Source organism: Ralstonia condita, assembly GCF_958405655.1.
Taxonomy (GTDB): Bacteria; Pseudomonadota; Gammaproteobacteria; order Burkholderiales; family Burkholderiaceae; genus Ralstonia; species Ralstonia condita.
On the sequence record NZ_CATYWO010000001.1, the window covers coordinates 434,931 to 457,429 of the forward strand.

Here is a 22,499-nt window from a genome sequence, read left to right on the forward strand (position 1 = left end):
TCTGTGGTGAAAAAGCTGCGTGCTACCATTGCCGCATGTCTTCTACCGCCGCTCCGACCTCCGTCGAATCCACTCTGACAGCACAGGCGCCGACCAGGCTGGTCATTGCCTCGCGCGAAAGCCGACTTGCACTCTGGCAGGCCGAGTACGTGCGTGCTGCATTGCAAAAATACTATCCCGCATGCGACGTGTCTATCCTCGGAATGACAACGCGCGGTGATCAGATCCTCGACCGCTCGCTCGCCAAGGTGGGGGGCAAAGGTTTGTTCGTGAAGGAACTGGAAGTTGCGTTGGCCGAGGGGCGCGCCGATCTGGCCGTCCATTCGCTCAAGGATGTGCCGATGGAGCTGCCGGAAGGTTTCGCGCTGCCGGCCATTCTCGAACGCGAAGACCCGCGCGACGCCTTCGTTTCCAACGATTTCGCCGATCTGGCCTCGCTGCCGCCCGGCGCCGTCGTCGGGACGTCAAGCCTGCGCCGCGAGGCTTCCCTGCGGGCGCGCTTTCCGCATCTGACCATCCAACCGCTGCGCGGCAACCTCGATACCCGGCTCGGCAAGCTGGATCGTGGCGATTATGCGGCCATCATTCTCGCGGCCGCGGGGCTCAAGCGCCTGGGCCTGGCCAGCCGCATCCGCTCGACCATCGTGCCGGAAGAATCGCTGCCGGCTGCGGGGCAGGGCGCGCTTGGGATCGAAATCCGCGCAGATCGCGCCGATGTGCAGGGCTGGCTGGCGCCGCTGCATCACGCGCCGACCGCGATGGCCGTGACGGCCGAGCGTGCGGTCTCGCGCATGCTGGGCGGGTCCTGCCAGGTTCCGCTCGCCGCGTTCGCCCAGTGGACGGATGCTGGCACACTGCGTCTGCGCGCGTTCGTGGCCTCGCAGGATGGCTCGCGCAAGCTCGCCGCAGAAAGCCACGCCACGCCGGCCACCGCAGCCGAAGCCGACGCGCTGGGCGTGCAGGTGGCCCAGCAGATGCTGAACGGCGGCGCGCGCGACATCCTCGCCATGCTGGGCGCCGACGCTCCGCCCACAACCTGACGACCACGGCACGCCATGGACGATCGTTTGCCAACCTCATCCAGCGCGCCACCCGCCGCCCACCCGCCCGCCGATCCGCCTGTGGTGGTGGTCACGCGTCCGCGCGCGCAGGCGCCCATGCTGGTGGCCGCGCTCGAGCGGCATGGCCTGCGCACGCATCAGTTTCCGCTGCTGGATATCGCCCCGACGCCGAATCTCGATGATTTGCGCGCCGCCCTGCGGGAGCCGTCGCGGTATGCGCTGGCTGTGTTCGTCAGCCCCAATGCTGTGCAGCAGGCGTTTGCGGCCATGCCGGAAGGATTCCACTGGCCGCCGGACGTGCCGGTGGCCGTCGTGGGCCCCGCGAGCGCGCTAGCCTTGGCCGCACATGGCGTTGCGCCACCCTCGCATCGCGTGATCCGGCCCGACTCCCACGCCGACGATGCGCGGCAGGATTCCGAAGCCCTGTATGCCCAGCTCGATGTGCCAGCGCTGCGCGGCCGGGAGGTGCTGATCGTACGGGGCAACGGTGGCCGAGAGTGGCTGGCGGACCAATTGCGCGAGGCGGGCGTGGCGGTGCGTGCGGTAGAAGCCTACCGCCGCAGCGTGCCGGTGCCCGATGCCGCAGCCTGGGCCGCATTGCGCGCCGTGCTGGCGGGGCGCCACGCGTGGACGCTCACCAGCTCAGAGGCCGTGCGCAATCTCGATGACCTTGCGCGCGCCAACCTGACGCCCGCAGAGGTCAACACCCTGCACGGCGCACACTGTTTTGCGCCCCATGCGCGCATCGTCGAGCAGGCCCAATCGCTTGGTTTTCGCAACGTGACGCTCACCGGTGCCGGCGACGATCGCCTGCTTGCCGGCGTGCTGGCCTGGGCAGGCGCACACACCGCGCCCGAGCCGGCCGAATCGAATCGTTCTCCTTCTTTCTCCACTGTGACGCAGACTCCTGTTTCCTCGTCCGTTCCCGCATCGACGCCGCCGGGCGCCGAGCCGGGCCCGGTCCCCGCACCCACGCCGGCCGCCGCGCCGGCTGCCCCCCGCATGATCGTCAACGACGCACCGCGCCGTGGCGGCTGGTTGATCTGGACGGTGCTGGCCGTGATCGTCGTGGCAGTGGCGGCCCTGCAGGTGCGCAACGAACGCCTGGCGCGCGACATCCGCCTGCGCGCGCAGCAGAACGAAGCGCTGGCGCAGGAAATGCGCGTGCTGTCGCATGCCGATCAGGACGCCGTCGCCCAGCTGCAGCAGAAGTTCGGCGCGCTGGATGTCCGCACGACGGAAACCCGGGATCGCCAGTCCGCCCTCGAACAGGCCAGCCAGGACCTCCTGCGCAACCGCGACGATTGGCAACGTGCCGAGGTCCAGCGCACGCTGGAAGTGATGGCCGAGCAATTGCAGTTGACCGGTAATGTGGCCAGTGCACTGAGTGCGCTGCAGGCCATTGACGCGCGTCTGGCCACGCTCGACAAGCCTCAGTTCAGCACGCTGCGCCGTGCGGTGGCGCGCGACATCGCCAAGCTCAAGGCGATGCCGTCGATCGACCTGTCGGGCGCCGCCATGCGACTGGACGACGCCATCAACGCGGTCGATACGCTGCCGTTGGTGTCTTCGGCGCAACCCCTGGAGGCCGAGCAGGCTGCGCAGGGCCCGCATGCCGCGGCAACCCGGACGGCAAAGCAGGCAAAGCGGCATGTGCCCGCCCCGACGCCGGATGCATCGACGGCGCCAGCCGGCACCGGATGGTCCGCCGGCGTGCGTGCCTGGTGGGGCCGCCTCTGGGACGACGTTCGCAGCGAGCTCGGCCAGATCGTGCAGGTGCGCCGCGTAGACCAGACCGAGGCGCTGCTGCTGTCGTCAGACCAGGCGTGGTTCCTGCGGGAGAATCTCAAACTGCGGTTGATGAATGCGCGCCTGGCGCTGCTTTCGCGCAATGACGCCGTCTTCCGTGCCGATCTCGGTCGTGCCGAGACGCTGCTGACCCGCTACTTCGACGGGCAATCGCCGCGCGTGAGCGCCTTGCGGAACCTGTTGGGACAAGTGCGCACGTCAGTCGGCACGCTGGAGTTGCCAACGCTGGCCGACAGCCTCGCCGCCGCGCGCGGACAGGGTAAGGAGTGAGCATGCGCTGGGTATTCTGGGTCGCGCTGCTGTTTGCCGCCGCCGTGGGGCTGGCGCTGTTTACCGAACTCAACCTGAGCAATGTCGTGCTGTTCTATCCGCCGTACCGGATAGAGATGTCGCTCAATTTCGTGCTGGCTGCGTTGCTGGCGACCTTTGTGGTCCTGCATCTCGTGATGCGTCTGTTCCAGCATGTGGCCGGCATGCCAGCACGTGCCGCAGCCTATCGTGAACGTACACGCATCCTGCGCGCTTCCGCGGCACTGCGTGAAGCGATGGAAAGCCTGTTTGCGGGCCGCTTTGGCCGTGCCGAACGCCTGGCCCGCGAAGCCCAGGCCTGGGACGCGCAACGCGAGACCGCGGCGCTGATCGGAGCTCGCGCCGCGCACCGGATGCAGGAAACCGAACGCCGCGACGCCTGGATGGCCGAGGTCACCTCGGCGGATCGCGAGCAGGCCAAACTCGTGTCGATGGCCGAACTGCTGGTGGATGGGCGCGACGCGGAGGGGGCGCTCGAGAAGATTGCACAGCTGCAATCGCAGGGGGCGCGACAGATCCAGGCGCAGCGCATTGCGTTGCGCGCGCACCAGCATCTGAAGAATTGGAGCGAGGTGCTGCGTCTGACGCGCGCGCTGGAAAAACGCAACGCCATTCACGCCGTGCTGGCCGCGCGCCTCAAGCAGATGGCCTGCGAGACGCTGCTGACCGAGCGCCGTCACGACGCCGATGCGCTTGGCACCTTCTGGCGGGAACTGACCGCCGATGAGCGCCGCTCGCCGCGGATTGCCTCGCAGGCTGCGCTGTATTTCGCGCAGTTGGGCCGCACGGAAGACGCCAAGCGCATCGTTGAAGATGGCCTCAAGGTGCATTGGGATGGACGTCTGATCCGTCGCTACGCGGATTGCGCCGTACCGGGCAAGGCGTTGCCGCTGATCCAGCAGGCCGAGAAATGGCTTGCCCAGCATCCGGTGGATGCGGATCTGTTCTACACGCTTGGCATGCTCTGCTTCAAGGAGCAACTCTGGGGCAAGGCGCAGTCGAGCCTCGAATCTGCGTTGAAGTATGCGGACGCGGAGCACCACGGCCACCTGCGCGCACAGGCCCACCTGGCCCTGGCGCAGATGTACGAGCAGACAGAGCGGCCTGAAGAGGCGCAGCGCCATTACCGCCAGAGCGCGCTGCTGGCCGTCAAGTGAAGCGTGCCCTGCGCCACCGCTTGCAAACGGTGGGGCAAGGCAAGGCTCCCTATTTATTGACGCGCGATGCCGGTACCGAAAGCGTGAGGATCGCGCCGAGCACCATGGACGCAGCGAGCAAGTACATGCCGGAATCGGTGCTCTGCGTGGCATCCTTCAGCCAGCCTACGGCATAGGGGCTCAGGAACCCCGCCAGGTTGCCGAGCGAGTTGATCAGCGCGATGCCGGCGGCCGCCCCCGTGCCTGCCAGGAAGGCGGTAGGAAGGCTCCAGAACAGCGGCAGCGTGGTCAGGATGCCCATCGTTCCAAGCGTGAGGGCTGCCATGGCCAGCGTCGTGTTGGTGTGCCACACGGCGGACAGCACCAACCCGATCGCGCCCGCGATGGCCGGAATCGCGATGTGCCAGCGGCGCTCGCGCGTGCGGTCGGCGCTGCGGGCCACCACGATCATGGCGATGACTGCCGCGCCATACGGGATCGCGGTCAGCAGGCCCACCGATAGCGGATCCGCCACGCCGGTCTGCTTGATCAGCGTCGGCAGCCAGAAGCTCACGCCATACAGGCCCATCACGAAGGTGAAGTAGATCAGGCTCATCAGCCACACGCGCGGGCTGGCCAGGACGGTGCCGATCGGCGGGTCCTCTTTCTCGGCTTCCTCGGCGGCGATGTTGCGGGCGAGCAGGGCTTTTTCGGCATCGGTCAGCCACTTCGCGTGGCTGATGCGATCGTCCAGGTAGAGCAGCACGAATATCCCCACGATGATCGACGGAATGCCCTCGATCAGAAACATCCACTGCCAGCCGGCCAGGCCGTGGGTGCCGGCGAACGCCTGCATCGCCCAGCCGGAGACCGGTCCACCGATCACGCCTGCCAGCGCAATCGCCGTCATGAAGGAGGTGGTGGTGCGCCCGCGCCGATGCGCCGGATACCAGTAAGTGAGATACAGGATGATGCCCGGGAAGAAGCCGGCTTCGGCCAGGCCCAGCAGGAAGCGCATCACGTAAAACATGGCCGGCGTCGTCACGAACATCATGGCCGCAGAGATGAGGCCCCACGAGATCATGATCCGCGCGATCCAGATGCGCGCCCCGACGCGATGCAGGATCACGTTACTCGGCACCTCAAAGAGGAAGTAGCCGATGAAAAAGATGCCCGCACCCAGGCCGTACACCGTCTCGCTGAATTTCAGGTCGTTGAGCATCTGCAGCTTGGCAAAGCCCACGTTGACCCGATCGAGATACGCGACCACGTAGCACAGCAGCAGGAAGGGGATCAGGCGCCAGCTCACCTTGCGGTAGGTGGCTTCTTCGAAGGCGCTTGCGGACTGGGGTTGCAGTGTGCCTGCGCTGCCCAGCGGTGGGGTGGTGGTTGCCATCGGGTCTCCTGAGTTGTTGTGAATTCAGGCCGATCCCGCCTCGTCGGCAACGCCCGTCATCCCAAGCAGGCTTGCAAACCGGCCCGACATACCGCCCGCGCATTGTGCGCCTGATCGGCCAATGCCGCCAAGCGCCCCGTAGGCGGGGGTCAGACGCAGCGCCCGCCGTCCACTTCCAGGCACGTGCCTGTGATGAATCCGGCTTCGTCCGAGGCCAGATACAGGCAGGCATTGGCGACGTCCTGCGGCGTGGACAGCCGCCCCATCGGGATCGTCGCGAGAAAGCGTGCGCGGTTTTCGGGCGTGTCAGGCATCCCCATGAACTGCTCGATCAGACCGGTGGCACCCATCACGGGGTTGACGCAGTTCACGCGGATGCGGTCCGGCCCCAACTCGGCGGCCATCGCTTTGCTGGCCGTGATGACGGCGCCCTTGCTGGCGTTGTACCAGACCAGCCCCGGCCGCGGCCGGATGCCCGCCGTGGATGCCACGTTGACGAATACCCCGCCGCCGCGCGCCCGGAAGTGCGGCACCATGTGATGCGCCGTCCAATAGAGGCTCTTCACGTTGACGGCCATCACGCGGTCGAACTCGTCTTCGGTGATCTGCAGGAGGGGCTTGTTCTTGTGCGTCGTGCCAGCATTGTTCACGACGATGTGCAGATCGCCGTAACGCTCCAGCGTCGCGCTCAGCAGGTTGGCAACGGCGCCGCCATCCGACACATCGGCGTACACGAAATGCGCATCGCCACCGGCCACGCGAATGGCATTGGCCACGCGCTCGCCAGCCTCCGCGTTCAGGTCGTTGACGATGACGCGCGCGCCCTCGCGGGCGAAGGTATGGGCGATCCCCTCGCCAAAACCCGAGCCCGCGCCCGTCACGATGGCGATCTTGCCGGCAAGTCGCATGATGTCTCCTCGTTCTGTGGTGGTGGTCCTGCCTTAATCGTGGCGGATGGCGATCGTTTTCAGTGTCGTAAAGCCATACAAGGCTTCGAAGCCCTTCTCACGGCCGTGGCCCGACTGGCCTGTGCCGCCAAAGGGCAGTTCCACGCCGCCGCCTGCCCCATAGTTGTTGACGAAGACCTGGCCGGCCCTGAGCTTGCGCGCCAGGCGCAACTGGCGGCCGCCGTCGCGTGTCCACACGCCCGCCACGAGTCCATACGGGGTGCCGTTGGCAAGGGCCAGCGCCTCGGCTTCGGTATCGAACGGCATGGCCGCGAGCAGTGGGCCGAACACTTCTTCCTGCGCCAGCCGATGCGTGTGCGGAACGTCACGCAGGAGCATCGGCGCCTGGTAATAGCCGGTCTCTGGCGCCTCGGGCACCACCAGCCCCTGCGCCATCACCGGAATGTTGCCGTGCTGCGCATCGGACACAAAATCCCAGACACGCTGCTGCTGCCTGGGGTTGATGAGCGGGCCGCAGTCCAGATCCAGCGCCGACGGGCCAACCTTGATTGCCTCGAACACCGAGGCCAGCCGGTCCAGCACGGCCTCGTAGACAGTGCGCTCGATCAGCACGCGGCTCCCGGCCGAGCAGGTCTGCCCCGCGTTCTGGATGATGCCGGTGACCACGGCGGGAATGGCCGCCTCCAGATCGGCATCGTCAAACAGGATCTGCGGAGACTTTCCGCCCAGCTCCAGCGTGACGGGCACGTGGTTCTCGGCGGCGGCACGCGCGATAGCCTTGCCGGTTTCCGGCGAGCCGGTGAACGAGATGTGGTCGATGCCGGCATGGGCCGCCAGCGCTGCACCTGCCTCGTGGCCGTAGCCCGTCACGATGTTGAGCGCGCCATCGGGCAATCCGGCTTCCGCAGCCAGTTCGGCCACGCGCAGGATCGACAGGCACGCATCTTCGGCCGGCTTGACCACGCACGCATTGCCCGCTGCAAGCGCTGCGCCCACACTGCGCCCGAAGATCTGCATCGGGTAGTTCCACGGGATGATGTGTGCCGTCACGCCATGCGGCTCGCGCACGGTCAGCACGGTGGTGTCGGCCGGATAGGGGATGGTCTGCCCGTGCAGCTTGTCGGCAGCGCCGGCATAGAACTCGAAATAGCGGGCGACGGCGCGGGCATCGGCGCGGGCCTGGCGCATCGGTTTGCCGGTGTCGCGGGCCTCCAGGCGGGCCAGTTCTTCTTCGTGATCAGCCAGACGCAGGGCCACGCGCATCAGCAGCCGGCCACGCTCGGCCGGGGGCAGTTGGCCCCATACGCCGTCAAAGGCCCGCCGCGCGGCATGCACGGCGACGTTGATGTCGGTCGCGTTGCCGCGTGCGATCTCGGCAAAGGGTTGGCCGTCGGACGGGTCGAACACCTTGATGCGCATGCCCGAATCGGGCGACATCAGGCGGTTGGCGATGAAGTGCTGGGCGTGCATGAGGGGGTTCCTGCAAAGATCGGCAACGTGCGATTTTCGCACGGGTGCGAGAGGGGTGCCCCGTGCCAGGGGCTATAATGCCCGCCGACAGATTTTGACCTTTCTTTCTAACCATTCGCGTCGTTTTCGCGCATTCCGGAGCATTTCCATGAGCTTCAACAACGTCTCGCCGGGCAAGGACATCCCCAACGACTTCAACGTCATCATCGAGATCCCGGCGCAGAGCGACCCGGTCAAGTACGAAGCCGACAAGGAAACCGGCATGTTGCATGTCGACCGCTTCGTGGGCACCGGCATGCGCTATCCGGCCAACTACGGCTTCATCCCCCAGACGCTGTCGGGCGACGGCGATCCGGTGGACGTGCTGGTCGTGACGCCGTTCCCGCTGATCCACGGCTGTGTGGTGCGCTGCCGCGCGCTGGGCATGCTGAAGATGACGGACGAATCCGGCGTGGATGCCAAGCTGGTCGCCGTGCCGGTCAACAAGCTGAGCCCGGCCACCGCCCACATGACGGACCTGTCCGACGTCGGCCAGAACCTGCTGGACCAGATCAAGCACTTCTTCGAGCACTACAAGGCGCTGGAAGCCGGCAAGTGGGTCAAGGTCGAAGGCTGGGGCGGCATCGAAGAAGCCCATAAGGAAATCGTCGACGGCGTGGCCAACTATAAGAAGTAAGCCATTTGGCGATTTTGCCGTATGGTTTGTCCGAAAGATCCCGGGCTCTGAATGGAGCGCCGGGATTTTTGTTTTGCGGGGAGCCATTGCCGTCACCCCGCAGTCCTGCAGCAACCCGCATCGCGGAGCCATTTGCGGGGAACGGGGGGCTGATTCGGCGTGTTCTTGCGACATGTTCCGTATTCGCGCCAGGCAGGTCAGGTAATCCCGCGATACAGAGATTTAAGAAACACTCATTTGCCCGTCGGAAACGGCGCCTCTAGACTCTCCGTCAAGTTTGACTCCAACCCCGGTATTGCGATGTTGAACAAGACGGTAGTCGTTCCCGTGCTCTCCGCCGTGGCCATGGCCGCTTTCACCGTGTGGGCCCTGCTGGTTGGACCGCCAGATGCGGCACATGCTGGTGAGCGCGCCGTGGCATTGGCCAGCGGTCGTGCCGGTCAGACCGCTTGCCCCGTCGTCCAGCACAAGTCTGGCGATCAGTAATCCTCATCTCGCGTCCGCCGTTCGTGCGGACGCTGTCTTATCCCACTTCGCAGTCCTGATTTCGCTAATCTGCTTCGGGTCGTTGCCGGAAGGGTGAGCGGTCAGTCAGTTCCTCCAGATACGCTTCCATGCCAGCCGTCTCATGGTCCAGGAACCGGCCGACTGCATCGGCAAATGCCGGGTGCGCAAGCCAGTGTGCTGACAGGGTCGCCACCGGCTCGAAGCCCCGCGCCATCTTGTGCTCCCCCTGGGCGCCGCCCTCGAAGATGCGGATGCCATGCTCAATGCAGTAGGAGAGCGGCTGGTAGTACGCCGTCTCGAAATGCAGGCAGGGGTGATGTTCGATCGCGCCCCAGTAGCGGCCGTACATGACTGAGGCCTCGGGGCGCGCGTCAACCACCAGCAACGCGCTGGCAATATCCCGGCCCTCGCGCGAGGCGATCACCAGCAGCAGGTTCTCCGGCATGGTCTGCCCGATCTGCTGGAAGAACGCCAGGTTCAGGTATGGCGACGAGTGGTGCTCGCGATAAGTGGCGCGGTAGCAGCGGTGGAAGAATCGCCAGTCAGCGTCAGTGGCCGCCGCGCCGGGCACGTGGCGGAAGGTGATGCCTGCGTCATGAACGCGACGGCGCTCGGCGCGGATGTTCTTGCGTTTCTTCTGTTCCAGCGCGGCAAGGAAATCATCGAAGCTGGCAAAGCCGGCATTGCACCAATGGAACTGCACGCCTTGCCGCAGCAGCATGCCGGCCGCTCGCATCTGCTCCGCTTCGTCTGCCGTCGGAAACAGCACGTGGAGCGAGGAGAGTCCACTCCGCCGGGCGGCCGCCAGCAGGGTATCGAGCAGCGCTGCGCGCGCAACGGCCTCGCACGCCAGCAGCCGGGTCCCCTGCACCGGCGTGAACGGCACCGCCGAGAGCCACTTGGGGTAGTACTCCAGCCCGTGCTGCGCATACGCGTTGGCCCACGCCCAGTCGAAGACGTATTCGCCATAGGAGTGGCCCTTCACATACAGCGGCACCGCTGCCGCCAGCATTTCGCCGTGGGGGGCGTCCTGCCATAGCGTCAGGTATTGCGGCGACCAGCCGGTGTCGGGCGACGCGCTACCGCTGGCGTGCAACGCATGCAGGAAGTCGAAGCGCAGGAATGGCGTCGCTTCGGCTTGGCGGGCGAGCAGGGCGTCCCATGCGTCACGGCCGATGTCGCGCAGATCGGTCACAAGCCGCATGCGATAATCAGGCAATTCGTGTCGCGAACCAGCGCGGCTTTCGGGCTCGGGAGCGAGGGGGCGTGAGGTCATGCCGCCGATTCTAATTCCAGCCCGGGCTCCCGCGCTTGCATCCCACATTGCCCCCATGACCGTCTCTGTTGCTCTCGCCCAGATCAACTGCACCGTCGGCGATTTCGCCGGCAATGCTGCCCGTATCGTCGCCGCTGCACGCGAAGCGCACCAGGCAGGTGCTCGCATCCTTGTGACGCCGGAACTGTCGCTCACCGGCTATCCGCCCGAAGACCTCCTGCTGCGGCCGGCCTTTATCGACGCCAGCGCGCGCGCCCTTGATGCGCTTGTCGCCGAACTGGCCGCCTTCCCAGGCCTGCATGTGCTGGTCGGGCATCCGCTGATGTCGCTGGAAGCGCCGGTGCCGGGTGTCCTGCCCAAGCCGACCAACACCGTCACGGTCGCCCTGGACGGCCGGGTGGTCGGCCGGTACAACAAGCTCGAACTGCCCAATAACGAGGTCTTTGACGAGAAGCGCTACTTCCAGCCGGGTACCGAGCCGCTTGTGTTCGAGGTGGATGGCACGCGTTTCGGCGTCATCATCTGCGAAGACGCCTGGTATGCCCAGGCCACGGCCTATGCAAAGGCGGCCGGCGCCCAGGTGGTGCTGATTCCCAATGCCTCGCCCTATCACCTCGATAAGGAGGATCTGCGCGAACAGATCATCCGGGCGCGGGTGGCGGAGTCCGGCCTGCCGCACGTGTACGTGAACCTCGTCGGCGGCCAGGATGAACTGGTGTTTGACGGCGGCTCCTTTGTGCTCGATGCGGATGGCCAGGTGGTGGTGCGGATGGCCCAGTTTGTCGAGGGCGTCGCCTATGCGCAGTTCGATGCCGGCAAGGCGCTGCCGGGTGCGATTGTGCCTGATGCGCCACTCGAGGCGCGGGTGTACGCGGCACTCAAGCTGGGGGTGCACGATTACCTGGGCAAGAACGGCTTTCCCGGCGCGATCATCGGTTTGTCTGGAGGCGTCGACTCCGCGCTGGTGCTGGCGATCGCCGTCGACGCGCTCGGCGCCGAGCGCGTGCGTGCCGTGATGATGCCCTCGCGCTACACGGCTGACATCTCGTGGCTGGATGCCCGCGACATGGCCGCCCGCCTGGGTGTGCAGTACGACGAAATGCCGATCATGCCGATGGTGGACGCCTTCAAGGGCGCGCTGTCGGAGGAATTCCGCAACCTGCCCGAAGATGCGACGGAAGAGAACATCCAGGCGCGCATCCGCGGCACGCTCCTGATGGCGTTGTCCAACAAGAGCGGCCGTATCGTGCTGACGACGGGCAATAAAAGTGAAATGGCTGTCGGCTACTGCACGCTGTACGGCGACATGGCGGGCGGATTTGCCGTCATCAAGGACATCTTCAAGACGCTGGTCTACCGGCTGTGCCGCTACCGGAATTCACTGTCGCCGGTCATTCCCGAGCGCATCCTCACGCGCGCGCCGTCGGCCGAGCTGCGCGAGAACCAGACCGACCAGGACAGCCTGCCCGAATACGACGCCCTCGACGCGATCGTGCAGCGGTACATGGAGCAGAACCAGCCGGTGGCGGACATCATCGCTGCCGGGTTTGCCGAAGCGGACGTGCAGAAGATCGTGCGCCTCATCAAGGTCAATGAATACAAGCGCCGGCAGGCGCCCGTCGGCATCCGCGTGACGCAGCGGGCGTTCGGGCGTGACTGGCGGTACCCGATCACATCGCGCTTCAAGGAGTGAGCAGTCACGCCCATTGCCATGCTTGATTACTACGCCAGGCGCGCGCCCGAATACGAGCGCATTTATGCGAAGCCGGAGCGGCAGGGCGATCTGGCGTGGCTCAAGGCGCGCGTGCGTGATCTCACGCGTGGGGCGCGCGTGCTGGATCTGGCGTGCGGCACCGGCTTCTGGACCGAAGCCATGACGGACGCGCGCAGCATCGTCGGCACCGATTACAACGACGCCGTGCTGCGCATTGCGCGCGGCAAGCGCATTGCCGGGGCATCCTTCGTCAGGGCCGACAACGATGCGCTGCCATTCCGGGCTGGCGATTTCGATGTGATGACAGCGGGTTGCTGGTGGTCGCACGTGCCGCTGCAGCGCCTGCGCGGGCACCTCGAAGGGTTGCACCGCGTGCTCGGGCCCAACGTGCGGGTTCTGTGGTTTGATAATCAGTACGTGCCCGGATCCAGCACGCCGATTGCCTGCAGCGATCCGTACGGTAATACATGGCAGCGCCGCCTGTTGCATGACGGCAGCGAACACGATGTTCTGAAGAATTTTCCCGACGATCCGGCCCTGCTGCAGACGGTGGCCGGCATCGCCAGGGATGTGCGCGTCAACTGCCTCCAGTATTATTGGACGCTTGAATACCTCACCAACTAATCAGCGAGACACCCATGAAACAGATCACCGCCATCATCAAGCCCTTCAAACTGGACGAAGTGCGCGAGTCGCTCGCCGACGTGGGGGTGACCGGCCTGACCGTCACCGAGGTCAAGGGTTTTGGCCGCCAGAAGGGCCATACCGAGCTCTACCGCGGCGCGGAATACGTGGTCGACTTCCTGCCGAAGATCAAGATTGAAGTCGTGGTGGCCGAAAGCCAGGTCGAAAACGTCATCGACACCATCGTCAAGGCCGCCAAGACTGGCAAGATCGGCGACGGCAAGATCTTCGTCATGCCGGTGGAACAGGTGATCCGCATCCGCACCGGCGAGAAGGACGAAGCAGCAGTCTGACCGGTGTTTTTCGTGACCGGCGCGCCCGCGCCGGTCAGCGTGGCAGGGTGATGTTCCAGCGCAGCGTCACCAGCCGCCCGATCACGATGGCCAGCGTGGCAATCACCACGGACACGCTCGGCAGCAGATCCGTGAGCGTCAGCCCGACGTAGAGGAAGCATCCGACAAACGCGCAGGTTGCGTAGGGATGATTGTCCCGCAGCAGCATGGGCACCTCATTGCACACCACGTCACGCAGCAGGCCGCCAAAGGCCGCCGTGATGACCCCCATCATCACCGACACGAAGACCGGCATGCCGGCGTCCAGCGCCAGTTGCGTGCCGAGCACGCCAAACAGGCCCATGCCGACCGCATCCGCCACGATCAGCACGCGGTCAGACACGAGCTGGCTCACCAGCCGGATCACCCAGTTGGCAAACAGGCTCATGGCGAACAGGGCCAGCAGGTAATCCTGGTGCTCGACCCAATAGAAGGGGCGGCGATCCAGCAGCAGATCGCGCAGCGTGCCGCCGCCAAAGGCGGTCAGGAAGGCGACGATAAAGGCGCCGACGGCATCGAGCCGGCGTCGCTTTGCTTCGGCGAGTCCCGAGATGGCGAACGAGAAGACCGCGAGGATCTCCATCCAGTGCATCACCAGCTGCAGGCGGGTTACGTGCATGCGTTTGAGGTTCTTGTCATGGGAGGGAAGGGCGCGCCGCGTATCAGGCGCCGTGCGGCTGGCGCAGCAGCACCAGGACCGCGCCCGCGCCGCCTGCCGTGCTGCGCGGCTCGACAAAGGCGATCACTTCTTCCTTCTGTACCAGCCAGGAGCGCACCTTGCCCTTGAGGACCGGTGTCTTGTCAGGCGAGCCCAGCCCCTTGCCGTGGACCACGCGCACGCATCGGATGCCGCGCTGGACGGCACGGCGCAGGAAGGCGGCCAGCGCCTCGCGCGCTTCGTCCCGGCGCAGGCCGTGCAGGTCGATCTGGTCTTGGGTCGCCCATTCGCCACGACGCAGTTTCTTGAGCACGTCGGCGCCAATGCCGGGGCGGCGGTAGGACAGGGTCTCGTCGATTTCAAGCAGATTGTCGATGTCGAATTCGTCCGACAGCGAATCGCGGAGCACCGTCAGCTCTTCCGCGCGAGAGTGCACGGGGTCGGGCGCGGGCGGGTTGCGCGGATGCTCGACACGCTTGCTCTGGCGCAGCGCGCTGACCTGTCCGATGCTGGCGCGGAACACGTTGGCTTCTTCTGCTGCCTTGCGTGCGGCCGCTTCGGCGCGCTGGCGCTCAGCCTCGCGCGCCTCGGTTTCATGCTTGAGCTGGTCGCGCAGCTTGGCCAGGTCGGTCAAACCGAGCTTGTTGGCGGAGGTGGATGCGCGTTTCATGGCGAAGGGCGGATCAGGTGGAGCGTGGGTCGATTATACGAATGCGCTGCGCAAGACAAAACGGCCGATGGTTGCCCATCGGCCGCTGCCTGAACCCCGGAGGACGGGCTTATTCGAGGCTTTCCAGATAGCGCTGGGCGTCCAGCGCGGCCATGCAGCCCGTGCCGGCGCTGGTGATGGCCTGGCGGTAGATGTGGTCCTGCACATCGCCCGCGGCGAACACGCCGGGGATATTGGTGGCCGTGGCCATGCCATCCAGGCCGCTCTTCGTGCGGATATAGCCCGTGTCATTCATGTCGAGCTGGCCACGGAAGATGTCGGTGTTCGGCTTGTGGCCGATGGCGATGAATACGCCCGCCACCTTGATCTCTTCGGTCTTGCCTTCGTTCTCGTGTGTGCCCTTCAGGCGGGCGCCCGTCACGCCGGAGTCATCGCCCAGGATCTCGTCGAGGACCATGTTGGTCTTGAGCTCGATCTTGCCCTTCTTCTCCTGCTCGTGCAGGCGGTCGATGAGGATCGGCTCGGCACGGAACTTGTCGCGGCGGTGGATGAGCGTGACCTTGCTGGCGATGTTAGCCAGGTACAGCGCCTCTTCCACGGCGGTGTTGCCGCCGCCGACCACGGCGACTTCCTGGCCCTTGTAGAAGAAACCGTCGCAGGTTGCGCAGGCAGACACGCCACGGCCGGCGAAGGTCTCTTCCGACGGCAGGCCCAGGTATTGGGCCGAGGCGCCGGTGGAGACGATCAGCGCGTCGCAGGTGTACTCGCCGGAATCACCGATCAGGCGGATCGGCTTTTCATTCAGGTGCGCGGTGTGGATGTGGTCGAACAGCACTTCGGTCTTGAAGCGCTCGGCGTGCTCGAGGAAGCGCTGCATCAACTCGGGCCCTTGCAGGTGTTCCTTGTCGGCAGGCCAGTTTTCCACGTCGGTGGTGGTCATGAGCTGCCCGCCCTGGGCCAGGCCAGTGATCAGTACGGGGTTCAGGTTGGCCCGGGCGGCGTAGATGGCGGCTGTGTAGCCAGCGGGGCCGGAGCCGAGAATCAGCACTTTTGCGTGTTTTGCCATGATGCGTTCGGTAGGTGCGCGGCGCGTGGGGTGGAACGGCCGCCGCGCAGGGTCGGTAAGGCCGGGAAGATGCGGGTGACGGGCGTCATTATAAAGTGGCCCCCCCTCATCCGCCCGGTTGTAAATTCCAATGGCAGTGATAGGGCCGCGTTACAATCCCTCGCATCGCATGAATGCTGTCCCAAGCCGTTTGGCCCGCGCGCCGAGCGGCGCACCCGTCTCCCGCATGGCTCGAGCTTCCACCCCTCCGACGACCCGTACCGACCCCGCAGCACTGCCATCCCGTATCGGACGGCTGCTGGGCGAAGTCCGCTGGTTCCTGTTGCTCGCGGTGACCATCGCTTTCCTGACTGTTTTGCTCTCCTACAACAAGGCCGACCCCGGGTGGTCTCATGCCAGTCAGGTGGACGATGTCCGTAATCTGGGCGGGCGCGTCGGTGCGTGGCTGGCCGATGTGCTGTTGTTTGTCTTTGGCGCATCCGCCTACTGGTGGGCGGTGCTGTTGCTGCGCCGCGTCTGGCGCGGCTGGCGTGAACTCATGTCGGACGAGCGCGTGCCGCGCGCGACCATGCCGCGCGTCGACGCCAGCGTCACATGGCTCGGCTTCGCACTGATCCTTGCCTCGAGCATGGGTCTGGAAGCCATCCGGATGTACACCTTGCACATGAAGCTGCCGCGTGCGCCGGGCGGCGTGCTCGGCGACCTGATCGGCGGGGCCATGCAGCACGCGCTGGGCTTTACCGGCGGCACGCTGGCGCTGCTGTTTGCGTTCCTCGTCGGGCTGTCGCTGTTTTTTCATTTTTCATGGCTGAATCTCGCAGAGCAGATCGGCGCCGGCGTCGAGATGCTGTTCGTCGGCTTCAAGACGCGCCGCGAGAACAAGCAGGACCGTGCCATTGGTGAGGTAGCCAAGGTCGAGCGTGAAGAGGTGGTCGAAACCCGCCGCGTGCGCATTGAAGAAGCGCCGCCCGTGCAGATCGTGCGTCCGACCGCCGTGGTCAAGAGCGAGCGCGTGGAGCGCGAGAAGCAGCAGCCGCTGTTTGTCGACATCCACGATTCCGACCTGCCGCCGCTGGCGCTGCTCGACCCGATTCCGCCGGTGGTGGAAACCGTGAGCGCCGAGACGCTGGAATTCACCTCGCGCCTGATCGAGAAGAAGCTCAAGGATTTCGGCGTGGAAGTGCAGGTGGTGGCGGCCTATCCGGGACCGGTCATCACGCGCTACGAAATTGAGCCTGCCACGGGCGTAAAGGGCAGCCAGATCGTCAACCTCGCCAAGGACCTGGCGCGTTCGCTGTCGCTGGTGTCGATCCGCGTGGTGGAGACGATTCCGGGCAAGAACTACATGGGCTTGGAGCTGCCGAACCCGAAGCGTCAGGCGGTGCGCCTGTCGGAGATTCTCGGCTCGCAGGTCTACAACGAGAGCGCATCGCAGCTCACGCTGGCACTGGGCAAGGACATCGCCGGCAAGCCGGTGGTGGCCGACTTGGCCAAGATGCCGCACTGCATGGTGGCCGGCACCACGGGTTCCGGTAAGTCGGTCGGCATCAATGCGATGATCCTGTCGCTGCTGTACAAGGCCAAGGCCGATGCGGTGCGCCTGATCCTGATCGACCCGAAGATGCTGGAGCTGAGCATCTACGAAGGCATTCCGCACCTGCTGTGCCCGGTCGTTACCGATATGCGCCAGGCGGGCCACGCGCTCAACTGGGCCGTGGGCGAGATGGAGCGCCGCTACAAGCTCATGAGCAAGATGGGCGTGCGCAACCTGGCCGGCTTCAACAAGAAGATCGAAGAAGCTGCGGCGCGTGAAGAGAAGATTCCCAACCCGTTCAGCCTGACGCCAGATGCGCCGGAGCCGCTCGACAAGCTGCCGATGATCGTCATCGTGATCGACGAACTGGCCGACCTGATGATGGTGGTCGGCAAAAAGGTCGAAGAGTTGATCGCGCGGATTGCGCAGAAGGCGCGTGCCGCCGGCATCCACCTGGTGCTGGCAACGCAGCGTCCGTCGGTGGATGTGATTACGGGCCTGATCAAGGCCAACGTGCCGACGCGGATTGCGTTCCAGGTCAGCAGCAAGATCGACTCGCGCACCATCCTGGACCAGCAGGGCGCCGAAGCGCTGCTGGGCATGGGCGACATGCTGTATCTGGCGCCCGGCACGGGCTTGCCGGTGCGCGTGCACGGCGCGTTCGTGTCAGACGAGGAAGTCCACCGCATCGTCGATAACCTCAAATCGCAGGGCGAGCCGAACTACATCGAGGGCATTCTCGAAGGCGGCGTGGCCGATGGCGAGGGCGGCGGCGATGGTTTTGGCGGCGGCGCGGGACTTGTCGGTGCGGGCGGTGGCGAGGCCGATCCGCTGTACGACCAGGCCGTCGACGTGGTGCTCAAGAATCGCCGCGCGTCGATCTCGCTGGTGCAGCGTCACCTGCGCATCGGTTACAACCGTGCCGCACGCCTGCTCGAGGACATGGAAAAGGCGGGGCTCGTGTCCGCCATGTCAGGCAACGGCAACCGCGAAATCCTGGCGCCCAACCGCAACGGCAACGTCGTCGAAGAGGAATGACGCTGCCCGCATTTGCAGTTACATCGCGTTACCGCGCGGACGGAATGTTCGGGCGCGGCCGGCCACTAACAACAAGATCAACTGAAACCGGGATTCCTATGTTTGTGTTGAAAGCACGTCACCTGATGGCCGCCGGGCTGGTTTCGCTGGCGGCATGGTCCGCCGGCGCCTATGCGGGCGCGGTCGAACAGCTCAACGCCTTCGTGAGCAACGTCAGCACGGCGCGCGGCGAGTTCGTGCAGCGGCAAGTGACGGGCGGCACCAACGGCAGCCCGCTGCGCGTGGCCGGGACGTCCAATGGCGATTTCGTCTTCTCGCGCCCGGGCCGCTTTGTCTGGCGCTATGTGAAGCCGTACGAGCAGCAGCTCTCGGCCGACGGCCAGATGCTCTACATCTTCGACAAGGACCTCAACCAGATCACGGAGCGCAAGCTTGATGCGTCGCTGGGTTCCAGCCCCGCCGCCATCCTGTTCGGCAGCAACGATCTGGCGAAGAACTTCACGCTCAAGGAAGGTGGTACCAAGGACGGCATCGACTGGGCCGAACTTACCCCCAAGGCGAAGGACACCCAGTTCGAGCGCATCGCCATCGGCTTTCGCAGCGGCGAGCTGCAGGCGATGGAGTTGCGTGACGCCTTCGGGAATACCACACTGCTGACGTTCTCGAACATCCAGAAGAATCCGCAACTGCCGGCCAACGTGTTCCGCTTCGTGCCGCCCAAGGGGGCCGACGTCATCAAGCCGTAACGCGCTGCAGCCGGTTTTCGACAAGGAGACCGACCATGCGTTTGCCGTTCACCACGCTGCTGCAGCGTGCAGCGATCGCTGCTGCGACGACGGCGGTGTTGGCGGGATGTGCGTCCACGAGCGCGTCTCGTTTTGATGTCGATTCCTTCCTCTCCGCGCCGGATACCGTGTTGGCCGAGGCCCTGGTCAACAAGGATTTCCTGCGCGCGACCGAGTTGCCGAATGCAGAGTGCGCCGCGCTCGTGAAGGGGCACGCCGGACAGGTCGTGCCGATCCACGCGCCGGTCGACCCGCGCCTGCCGGAGGCGTCGGCGCGTCAGCCGTTCGTGATTCAGCCTCCGGCCAGCGAGAACGTCTGGCTGCTCTTGCGCGCGTCCAACGGTGCGCAATCGTGTCATGGGCCGCTGCCGGCCAAGGCGTTCATGGGGCTGGTGCAGCGGGCATCGAACTGACGGATCGCGCGGAGGGGAGCCGGGGTTGCCGGCGGATTCTGCGACAATCCCCGCATGAACGCTTCCGCATCTCTCTTTCCGGACGCGCCCGCCCACATGCCGCTGGCCGAGCGCCTTCGCCCGCATTCTGTCGACGAAGTGATCGGCCAGCAGCATCTGCTGGGGCCGGGCAAGCCGCTGCGCGTGGCCTTCGCTTCTGGCGAGCCGCATTCGATGATCCTCTGGGGCCCGCCCGGCGTTGGAAAGACCACGCTGGCCCGATTGATGGCCGACGCGTTTGATGCGGAATTCATCGCGCTGTCGGCTGTGCTCTCCGGGGTGAAGGACATTCGCGAGGCCGTCGAGCGCGCAGAGCAATTCCGCGCCAATGGCCGCCGCACGCTCGTGTTCGTCGACGAAGTTCATCGCTTCAATAAAAGCCAGCAAGACGCATTTCTACCGCACGTTGAAAGCGGGCTGTTCACCTTCATCGGCGCGACGACGGAGAACCCCTCGTTCGAGGTGAACGGTGCATTGCTCTCGCGTGCCGCGGTGTATGTGCTCAAGAGCCTGTCTGACGATGAGCTCAAGCAGTTGGCCGAACGGGCGCGCCAGGAGCTGGGCGGATTGGATTGGGCGCCCGCCGCAGTCGACGCCATCGTCGCCTCCGCCGATGGCGATGGCCGCAAGCTGCTCAACAACATTGAAATCGTCACGCGCGCCGCGCGTTCGCAGGCTGAGGGCGATGCGGTTCCGGTGGTCGACGAGGCGCTGTTGGCATCGGCGTTGTCGGAAAACCTGCGCCGCTTCGACAAGGGCGGTGACGCCTTCTACGACCAGATCAGTGCGCTGCATAAGTCCGTGCGTGGGTCCGATCCGGACGGCGCGCTTTACTGGTTCTGCAGCATGCTCGACGGTGGCGCCGACCCGCGCTATCTCGCACGCCGCATCGTGCGCATGGCGTGGGAAGACATTGGGCTGGCTGATCCGCGTGCCGGGCGCATCACGCTCGACGCGGCGGAAACGTACGAGCGTCTGGGCTCACCGGAAGGCGAGCTGGCGTTGGCCCAGGCCGTCATCTACCTGGCCATCGCACCGAAGTCGAATGCCGGCTACAACGCTTACAACGCCGCGCGCGCCTTCGTCAGCCAGGACAAGTCGCGCAACGTGCCCGTGCACCTGCGCAATGCGCCGACCAAGCTGATGAAAGAACTCGGCTACGGCCACGCCTACCGCTATGCGCATGACGAGCCCGAGGCCTACGCCGCCGGCGAAACCTACTTCCCCGACGATCTGCCCCCGCAGAACTGGTACGTGCCGACGCCGCGTGGCCTGGAAGGCAAGATCGGTGAGAAGCTGCGGCACCTGCGCGAGCTGGATGCGCAGTGGCATGCCGAGCAGGACAAATCCTCTCGCAACAAATAGGCCCCACGGGCCGGTACGATAAAATCGGTGTTTCCGTTCGTTCAGATCGCTCGCCATCTTCGGTTTCCTTTTCCCCACCATGCTTGATATCCAACTGCTGCGCAAAGACATCGATGCCGTCGCCGCGCGCCTCAAAGATCGTGGCTACGTGCTCGACGTGGCCGGCTTTGCCGCGCTTGAAGCGGAGCGCAAGGCCATCCAGACCCGCACCGAAGAGCTGCAGGCCCGCCGCAACAGCCTGTCCAAGCAGATCGGCATGCTCAAGGGCAAGGGCGAGGATGCATCTGGCGTGATGGCTGAGGTGTCGGGCATTGGCGACGAGCTGAAGGCGTCTGCCGCGCAACTCGACGTGGTGCAGGCCAAGTTGCAGGACCTGATGCTGTCGATCCCGAACCTGCCGCACGAAAGCGTGCCGGCCGGCCGCGATGAAACGCAGAACGTGGAGGTGCGCCGCGAAGGCACGCCGCGCGCATTCGACTTTCCGGTGAAGGACCACGTGGACCTGGGCGCCGCATTGGGGCTGGATTTTGACGCGGGCGCCAAGCTGTCGGGTGCGCGATTCACTGTCCTGAAGGGGCAGGTGGCGCGTCTGCATCGTGCGCTCGCGCAGTTCATGCTCGACACGCACACGCTGGAGCACGGCTACACCGAGGCGTACGTGCCGTACATCGTCAACGCCGCGTCGATGCGTGGCACCGGCCAGTTGCCGAAGTTCGAGGAAGACCTGTTCCGCGTGCCGCGCAAGATGGGGCACAGCGCCGAAGGGGAAGACGGCGAGCGTGTCGAGAACTTCTACCTGATCCCGACCGCAGAGGTGCCGCTGACAAACCTCGTGCGCGATGAGATCGTTGCTGCGGACGCCTTGCCGATGATGTTTGCGGCGCATTCGCCGTGCTTCCGTTCGGAGGCCGGTTCGTACGGCAAGGACACGCGCGGCATGATCCGCCAGCACCAGTTCGACAAAGTCGAGATGGTGCAGATTGTGCAGCCCGAAGCCTCGGCCGCCGCGCTGGACGCTATGACCAACTGCGCCGAGAACATCCTGCGCAAGTTGGAGCTGCCGTTCCGCACCGTCGTGCTGTGTACGGGCGACATGGGCTTCGGCAGCACCAAGACATACGACATCGAGGTGTGGATCCCGGCGCAGAACACCTACCGCGAGATCAGCTCGTGCTCGAACATGGGCGACTTCCAGGCGCGCCGCATGCAAGCGCGTTTCCGCAACGCGCAGGGCAAGCCGGAGCTGGTGCACACGCTCAACGGCTCGGGCCTCGCCGTGGGCCGTACGCTGGTGGCCGTGCTGGAGAACTACCAGAACGCGGATGGCTCGGTCACGGTGCCGACGGTACTGCGCCCGTATCTGGGCGGCCAGGAAGTGCTGAAACCGGCAGTTTGATGAGTTATGCCGACCTCCTTGATCGGGCCGGAAAAACTTTGTTATACTCGCGGTTTCGCGATTCAGCGACCCAGTTACCGGAGAGGTGGCAGAGTGGTCGAATGTACCTGACTCGAAATCAGGCGTACCGGCGACGGTACCGTGGGTTCGAATCCCACCCTCTCCGCCAGCAGTGAACAAAAGCCCCGCAAGTCTTTGACCTTGCGGGGCTTTTGCTTTTGGGTCCGCCAGGCGTTTATCGGCCCCTGACCGGCCCG

General features: G+C 65.4%; 20 protein-coding genes and 1 tRNA gene. 14 read left to right on the top strand and 7 right to left on the bottom strand.

Annotated features, from left to right (window positions below; genetic code table 11):
- Positions 1–35 precede the first annotated feature (35 nt).
- From hemC to R2N03_RS02055, 3 genes are read left to right on the top strand one after another with little or no spacing between them, the layout of a single operon-like run.
- Complete coding sequence (gene hemC, locus R2N03_RS02045) at positions 36–1,040, top strand: hydroxymethylbilane synthase (protein ID WP_316654630.1); 1,005 nt, start codon at positions 36–38, stop codon at positions 1,038–1,040.
- Between the two features lie 15 nt (positions 1,041–1,055).
- Complete coding sequence (gene hemDX / locus R2N03_RS02050) at positions 1,056–3,140, top strand: fused uroporphyrinogen-III synthase HemD/membrane protein HemX (RefSeq protein WP_316654632.1); 2,085 nt, start codon at positions 1,056–1,058, stop codon at positions 3,138–3,140.
- 2 nt (positions 3,141–3,142) lie between these two features.
- Complete coding sequence (locus R2N03_RS02055) at positions 3,143–4,336, top strand: heme biosynthesis protein HemY (RefSeq protein WP_316654634.1); 1,194 nt, start codon at positions 3,143–3,145, stop codon at positions 4,334–4,336.
- A gap of 49 nt (positions 4,337–4,385) precedes the next feature.
- Here R2N03_RS02055 and R2N03_RS02060 read toward each other — a convergent pair whose 3' ends face one another.
- From R2N03_RS02060 to R2N03_RS02070, 3 genes are all read right to left on the bottom strand, one after another.
- The gene (locus R2N03_RS02060; protein WP_316654636.1) at positions 4,386–5,711 is read right to left on the bottom strand and encodes an MFS transporter; all 1,326 of its coding nucleotides are present in this window, start codon (positions 5,709–5,711) and stop codon (positions 4,386–4,388) included.
- A gap of 149 nt (positions 5,712–5,860) precedes the next feature.
- On the bottom strand, positions 5,861–6,619 hold the full coding sequence (locus R2N03_RS02065; protein ID WP_316654638.1) for an SDR family oxidoreductase: 759 nt from the start codon (positions 6,617–6,619) through the stop codon (positions 5,861–5,863).
- A gap of 33 nt (positions 6,620–6,652) precedes the next feature.
- Complete coding sequence (locus R2N03_RS02070) at positions 6,653–8,089, bottom strand: aldehyde dehydrogenase family protein (protein ID WP_316654640.1); 1,437 nt, start codon at positions 8,087–8,089, stop codon at positions 6,653–6,655.
- Positions 8,090–8,237: 148 nt separating this feature from the next.
- On the opposite strand from R2N03_RS02070, the gene ppa reads away from it, so the two are divergent.
- Positions 8,238–8,765 (top strand): inorganic diphosphatase, encoded by a 528-nt coding sequence (ppa, locus tag R2N03_RS02075; protein ID WP_316654642.1) that lies wholly within the window; start codon positions 8,238–8,240, stop codon positions 8,763–8,765.
- 300 nt (positions 8,766–9,065) lie between these two features.
- Complete coding sequence (locus R2N03_RS02080; RefSeq protein ID WP_316654645.1) at positions 9,066–9,251, top strand: hypothetical protein; 186 nt, start codon at positions 9,066–9,068, stop codon at positions 9,249–9,251.
- Between the two features lie 64 nt (positions 9,252–9,315).
- On the opposite strand, the gene R2N03_RS02085 is transcribed toward R2N03_RS02080, so the two are convergent.
- A complete protein-coding gene (locus R2N03_RS02085; protein WP_316654647.1) occupies positions 9,316–10,548 on the bottom strand; it encodes a GNAT family N-acetyltransferase in 1,233 nt (410 codons plus the stop codon).
- A 55-nt stretch (positions 10,549–10,603) separates the two neighbouring features.
- On the opposite strand from R2N03_RS02085, the gene R2N03_RS02090 reads away from it, so the two are divergent.
- Genes R2N03_RS02090 through R2N03_RS02100 form a run of 3 tightly spaced genes read left to right on the top strand, consistent with a single transcriptional unit; the run spans position 10,604 to position 13,239 of the window.
- Positions 10,604–12,241 (top strand): NAD+ synthase, encoded by a 1,638-nt coding sequence (locus R2N03_RS02090; RefSeq protein WP_316654650.1) that lies wholly within the window; start codon positions 10,604–10,606, stop codon positions 12,239–12,241.
- Positions 12,242–12,259: 18 nt separating this feature from the next.
- Positions 12,260–12,886: a class I SAM-dependent methyltransferase gene (locus R2N03_RS02095; protein WP_316654653.1), complete on the top strand. Its 627-nt coding sequence runs from the start codon at positions 12,260–12,262 to the stop codon at positions 12,884–12,886.
- A 14-nt stretch (positions 12,887–12,900) separates the two neighbouring features.
- Complete coding sequence (locus tag R2N03_RS02100; RefSeq protein WP_004631293.1) at positions 12,901–13,239, top strand: P-II family nitrogen regulator; 339 nt, start codon at positions 12,901–12,903, stop codon at positions 13,237–13,239.
- Positions 13,240–13,273: 34 nt separating this feature from the next.
- Here the strand turns inward: R2N03_RS02100 and R2N03_RS02105 are convergent, their stop codons facing one another.
- From R2N03_RS02105 to trxB, 3 genes are all read right to left on the bottom strand, one after another.
- Positions 13,274–13,897, bottom strand: coding sequence for a trimeric intracellular cation channel family protein (locus R2N03_RS02105; protein ID WP_316654671.1), 624 nt, complete (start codon positions 13,895–13,897; stop codon positions 13,274–13,276).
- Between the two features lie 43 nt (positions 13,898–13,940).
- Positions 13,941–14,606, bottom strand: coding sequence for a Smr/MutS family protein (locus R2N03_RS02110; RefSeq protein WP_316654673.1), 666 nt, complete (start codon positions 14,604–14,606; stop codon positions 13,941–13,943).
- 109 nt (positions 14,607–14,715) lie between these two features.
- On the bottom strand, positions 14,716–15,672 hold the full coding sequence (gene trxB, locus R2N03_RS02115; protein ID WP_316654675.1) for a thioredoxin-disulfide reductase: 957 nt from the start codon (positions 15,670–15,672) through the stop codon (positions 14,716–14,718).
- A gap of 226 nt (positions 15,673–15,898) precedes the next feature.
- Here trxB and R2N03_RS02120 point away from each other — a divergent pair, with 226 nt between their 5' ends.
- From R2N03_RS02120 to R2N03_RS02145, 6 genes are all read left to right on the top strand, one after another.
- On the top strand, positions 15,899–18,244 hold the full coding sequence (locus R2N03_RS02120) for a DNA translocase FtsK (RefSeq protein ID WP_316654677.1): 2,346 nt from the start codon (positions 15,899–15,901) through the stop codon (positions 18,242–18,244).
- Between the two features lie 98 nt (positions 18,245–18,342).
- Positions 18,343–18,990 carry an outer membrane lipoprotein chaperone LolA gene (gene lolA, locus R2N03_RS02125; RefSeq protein ID WP_316654678.1) on the top strand — a complete coding sequence of 216 codons (648 nt, stop codon included), beginning with the start codon at positions 18,343–18,345 and terminating at the stop codon, positions 18,988–18,990.
- Positions 18,991–19,025: 35 nt separating this feature from the next.
- A complete protein-coding gene (locus tag R2N03_RS02130; RefSeq protein ID WP_316654679.1) occupies positions 19,026–19,442 on the top strand; it encodes a hypothetical protein in 417 nt (138 codons plus the stop codon).
- A gap of 96 nt (positions 19,443–19,538) precedes the next feature.
- Positions 19,539–20,846 carry a replication-associated recombination protein A gene (locus R2N03_RS02135; RefSeq protein ID WP_316656497.1) on the top strand — a complete coding sequence of 436 codons (1,308 nt, stop codon included), beginning with the start codon at positions 19,539–19,541 and terminating at the stop codon, positions 20,844–20,846.
- Between the two features lie 79 nt (positions 20,847–20,925).
- Positions 20,926–22,242 carry a serine--tRNA ligase gene (gene serS, locus R2N03_RS02140; RefSeq protein WP_316654680.1) on the top strand — a complete coding sequence of 439 codons (1,317 nt, stop codon included), beginning with the start codon at positions 20,926–20,928 and terminating at the stop codon, positions 22,240–22,242.
- A gap of 79 nt (positions 22,243–22,321) precedes the next feature.
- Positions 22,322–22,411: transfer RNA gene (locus R2N03_RS02145), tRNA-Ser, on the top strand.
- Positions 22,412–22,499: the final 88 nt, after the last annotated feature.

Coding starts and splice junctions, on each gene's coding strand:
- hemC (WP_316654630.1), top strand. CDS start 36: ATGTCTTCTACCGCCGCTCCGACCTCCGTCGAATCCACTCTGACAGCA.
- hemDX (WP_316654632.1), top strand. CDS start 1,056: ATGGACGATCGTTTGCCAACCTCATCCAGCGCGCCACCCGCCGCCCAC.
- R2N03_RS02055 (WP_316654634.1), top strand. CDS start 3,143: ATGCGCTGGGTATTCTGGGTCGCGCTGCTGTTTGCCGCCGCCGTGGGG.
- R2N03_RS02060 (WP_316654636.1), bottom strand. CDS start 5,711: ATGGCAACCACCACCCCACCGCTGGGCAGCGCAGGCACACTGCAACCC.
- R2N03_RS02065 (WP_316654638.1), bottom strand. CDS start 6,619: ATGCGACTTGCCGGCAAGATCGCCATCGTGACGGGCGCGGGCTCGGGT.
- R2N03_RS02070 (WP_316654640.1), bottom strand. CDS start 8,089: ATGCACGCCCAGCACTTCATCGCCAACCGCCTGATGTCGCCCGATTCG.
- ppa (WP_316654642.1), top strand. CDS start 8,238: ATGAGCTTCAACAACGTCTCGCCGGGCAAGGACATCCCCAACGACTTC.
- R2N03_RS02080 (WP_316654645.1), top strand. CDS start 9,066: ATGTTGAACAAGACGGTAGTCGTTCCCGTGCTCTCCGCCGTGGCCATG.
- R2N03_RS02085 (WP_316654647.1), bottom strand. CDS start 10,548: ATGACCTCACGCCCCCTCGCTCCCGAGCCCGAAAGCCGCGCTGGTTCG.
- R2N03_RS02090 (WP_316654650.1), top strand. CDS start 10,604: ATGACCGTCTCTGTTGCTCTCGCCCAGATCAACTGCACCGTCGGCGAT.
- R2N03_RS02095 (WP_316654653.1), top strand. CDS start 12,260: ATGCTTGATTACTACGCCAGGCGCGCGCCCGAATACGAGCGCATTTAT.
- R2N03_RS02100 (WP_004631293.1), top strand. CDS start 12,901: ATGAAACAGATCACCGCCATCATCAAGCCCTTCAAACTGGACGAAGTG.
- R2N03_RS02105 (WP_316654671.1), bottom strand. CDS start 13,897: ATGCACGTAACCCGCCTGCAGCTGGTGATGCACTGGATGGAGATCCTC.
- R2N03_RS02110 (WP_316654673.1), bottom strand. CDS start 14,606: ATGAAACGCGCATCCACCTCCGCCAACAAGCTCGGTTTGACCGACCTG.
- trxB (WP_316654675.1), bottom strand. CDS start 15,672: ATGGCAAAACACGCAAAAGTGCTGATTCTCGGCTCCGGCCCCGCTGGC.
- R2N03_RS02120 (WP_316654677.1), top strand. CDS start 15,899: ATGGCTCGAGCTTCCACCCCTCCGACGACCCGTACCGACCCCGCAGCA.
- lolA (WP_316654678.1), top strand. CDS start 18,343: ATGTTTGTGTTGAAAGCACGTCACCTGATGGCCGCCGGGCTGGTTTCG.
- R2N03_RS02130 (WP_316654679.1), top strand. CDS start 19,026: ATGCGTTTGCCGTTCACCACGCTGCTGCAGCGTGCAGCGATCGCTGCT.
- R2N03_RS02135 (WP_316656497.1), top strand. CDS start 19,539: ATGCCGCTGGCCGAGCGCCTTCGCCCGCATTCTGTCGACGAAGTGATC.
- serS (WP_316654680.1), top strand. CDS start 20,926: ATGCTTGATATCCAACTGCTGCGCAAAGACATCGATGCCGTCGCCGCG.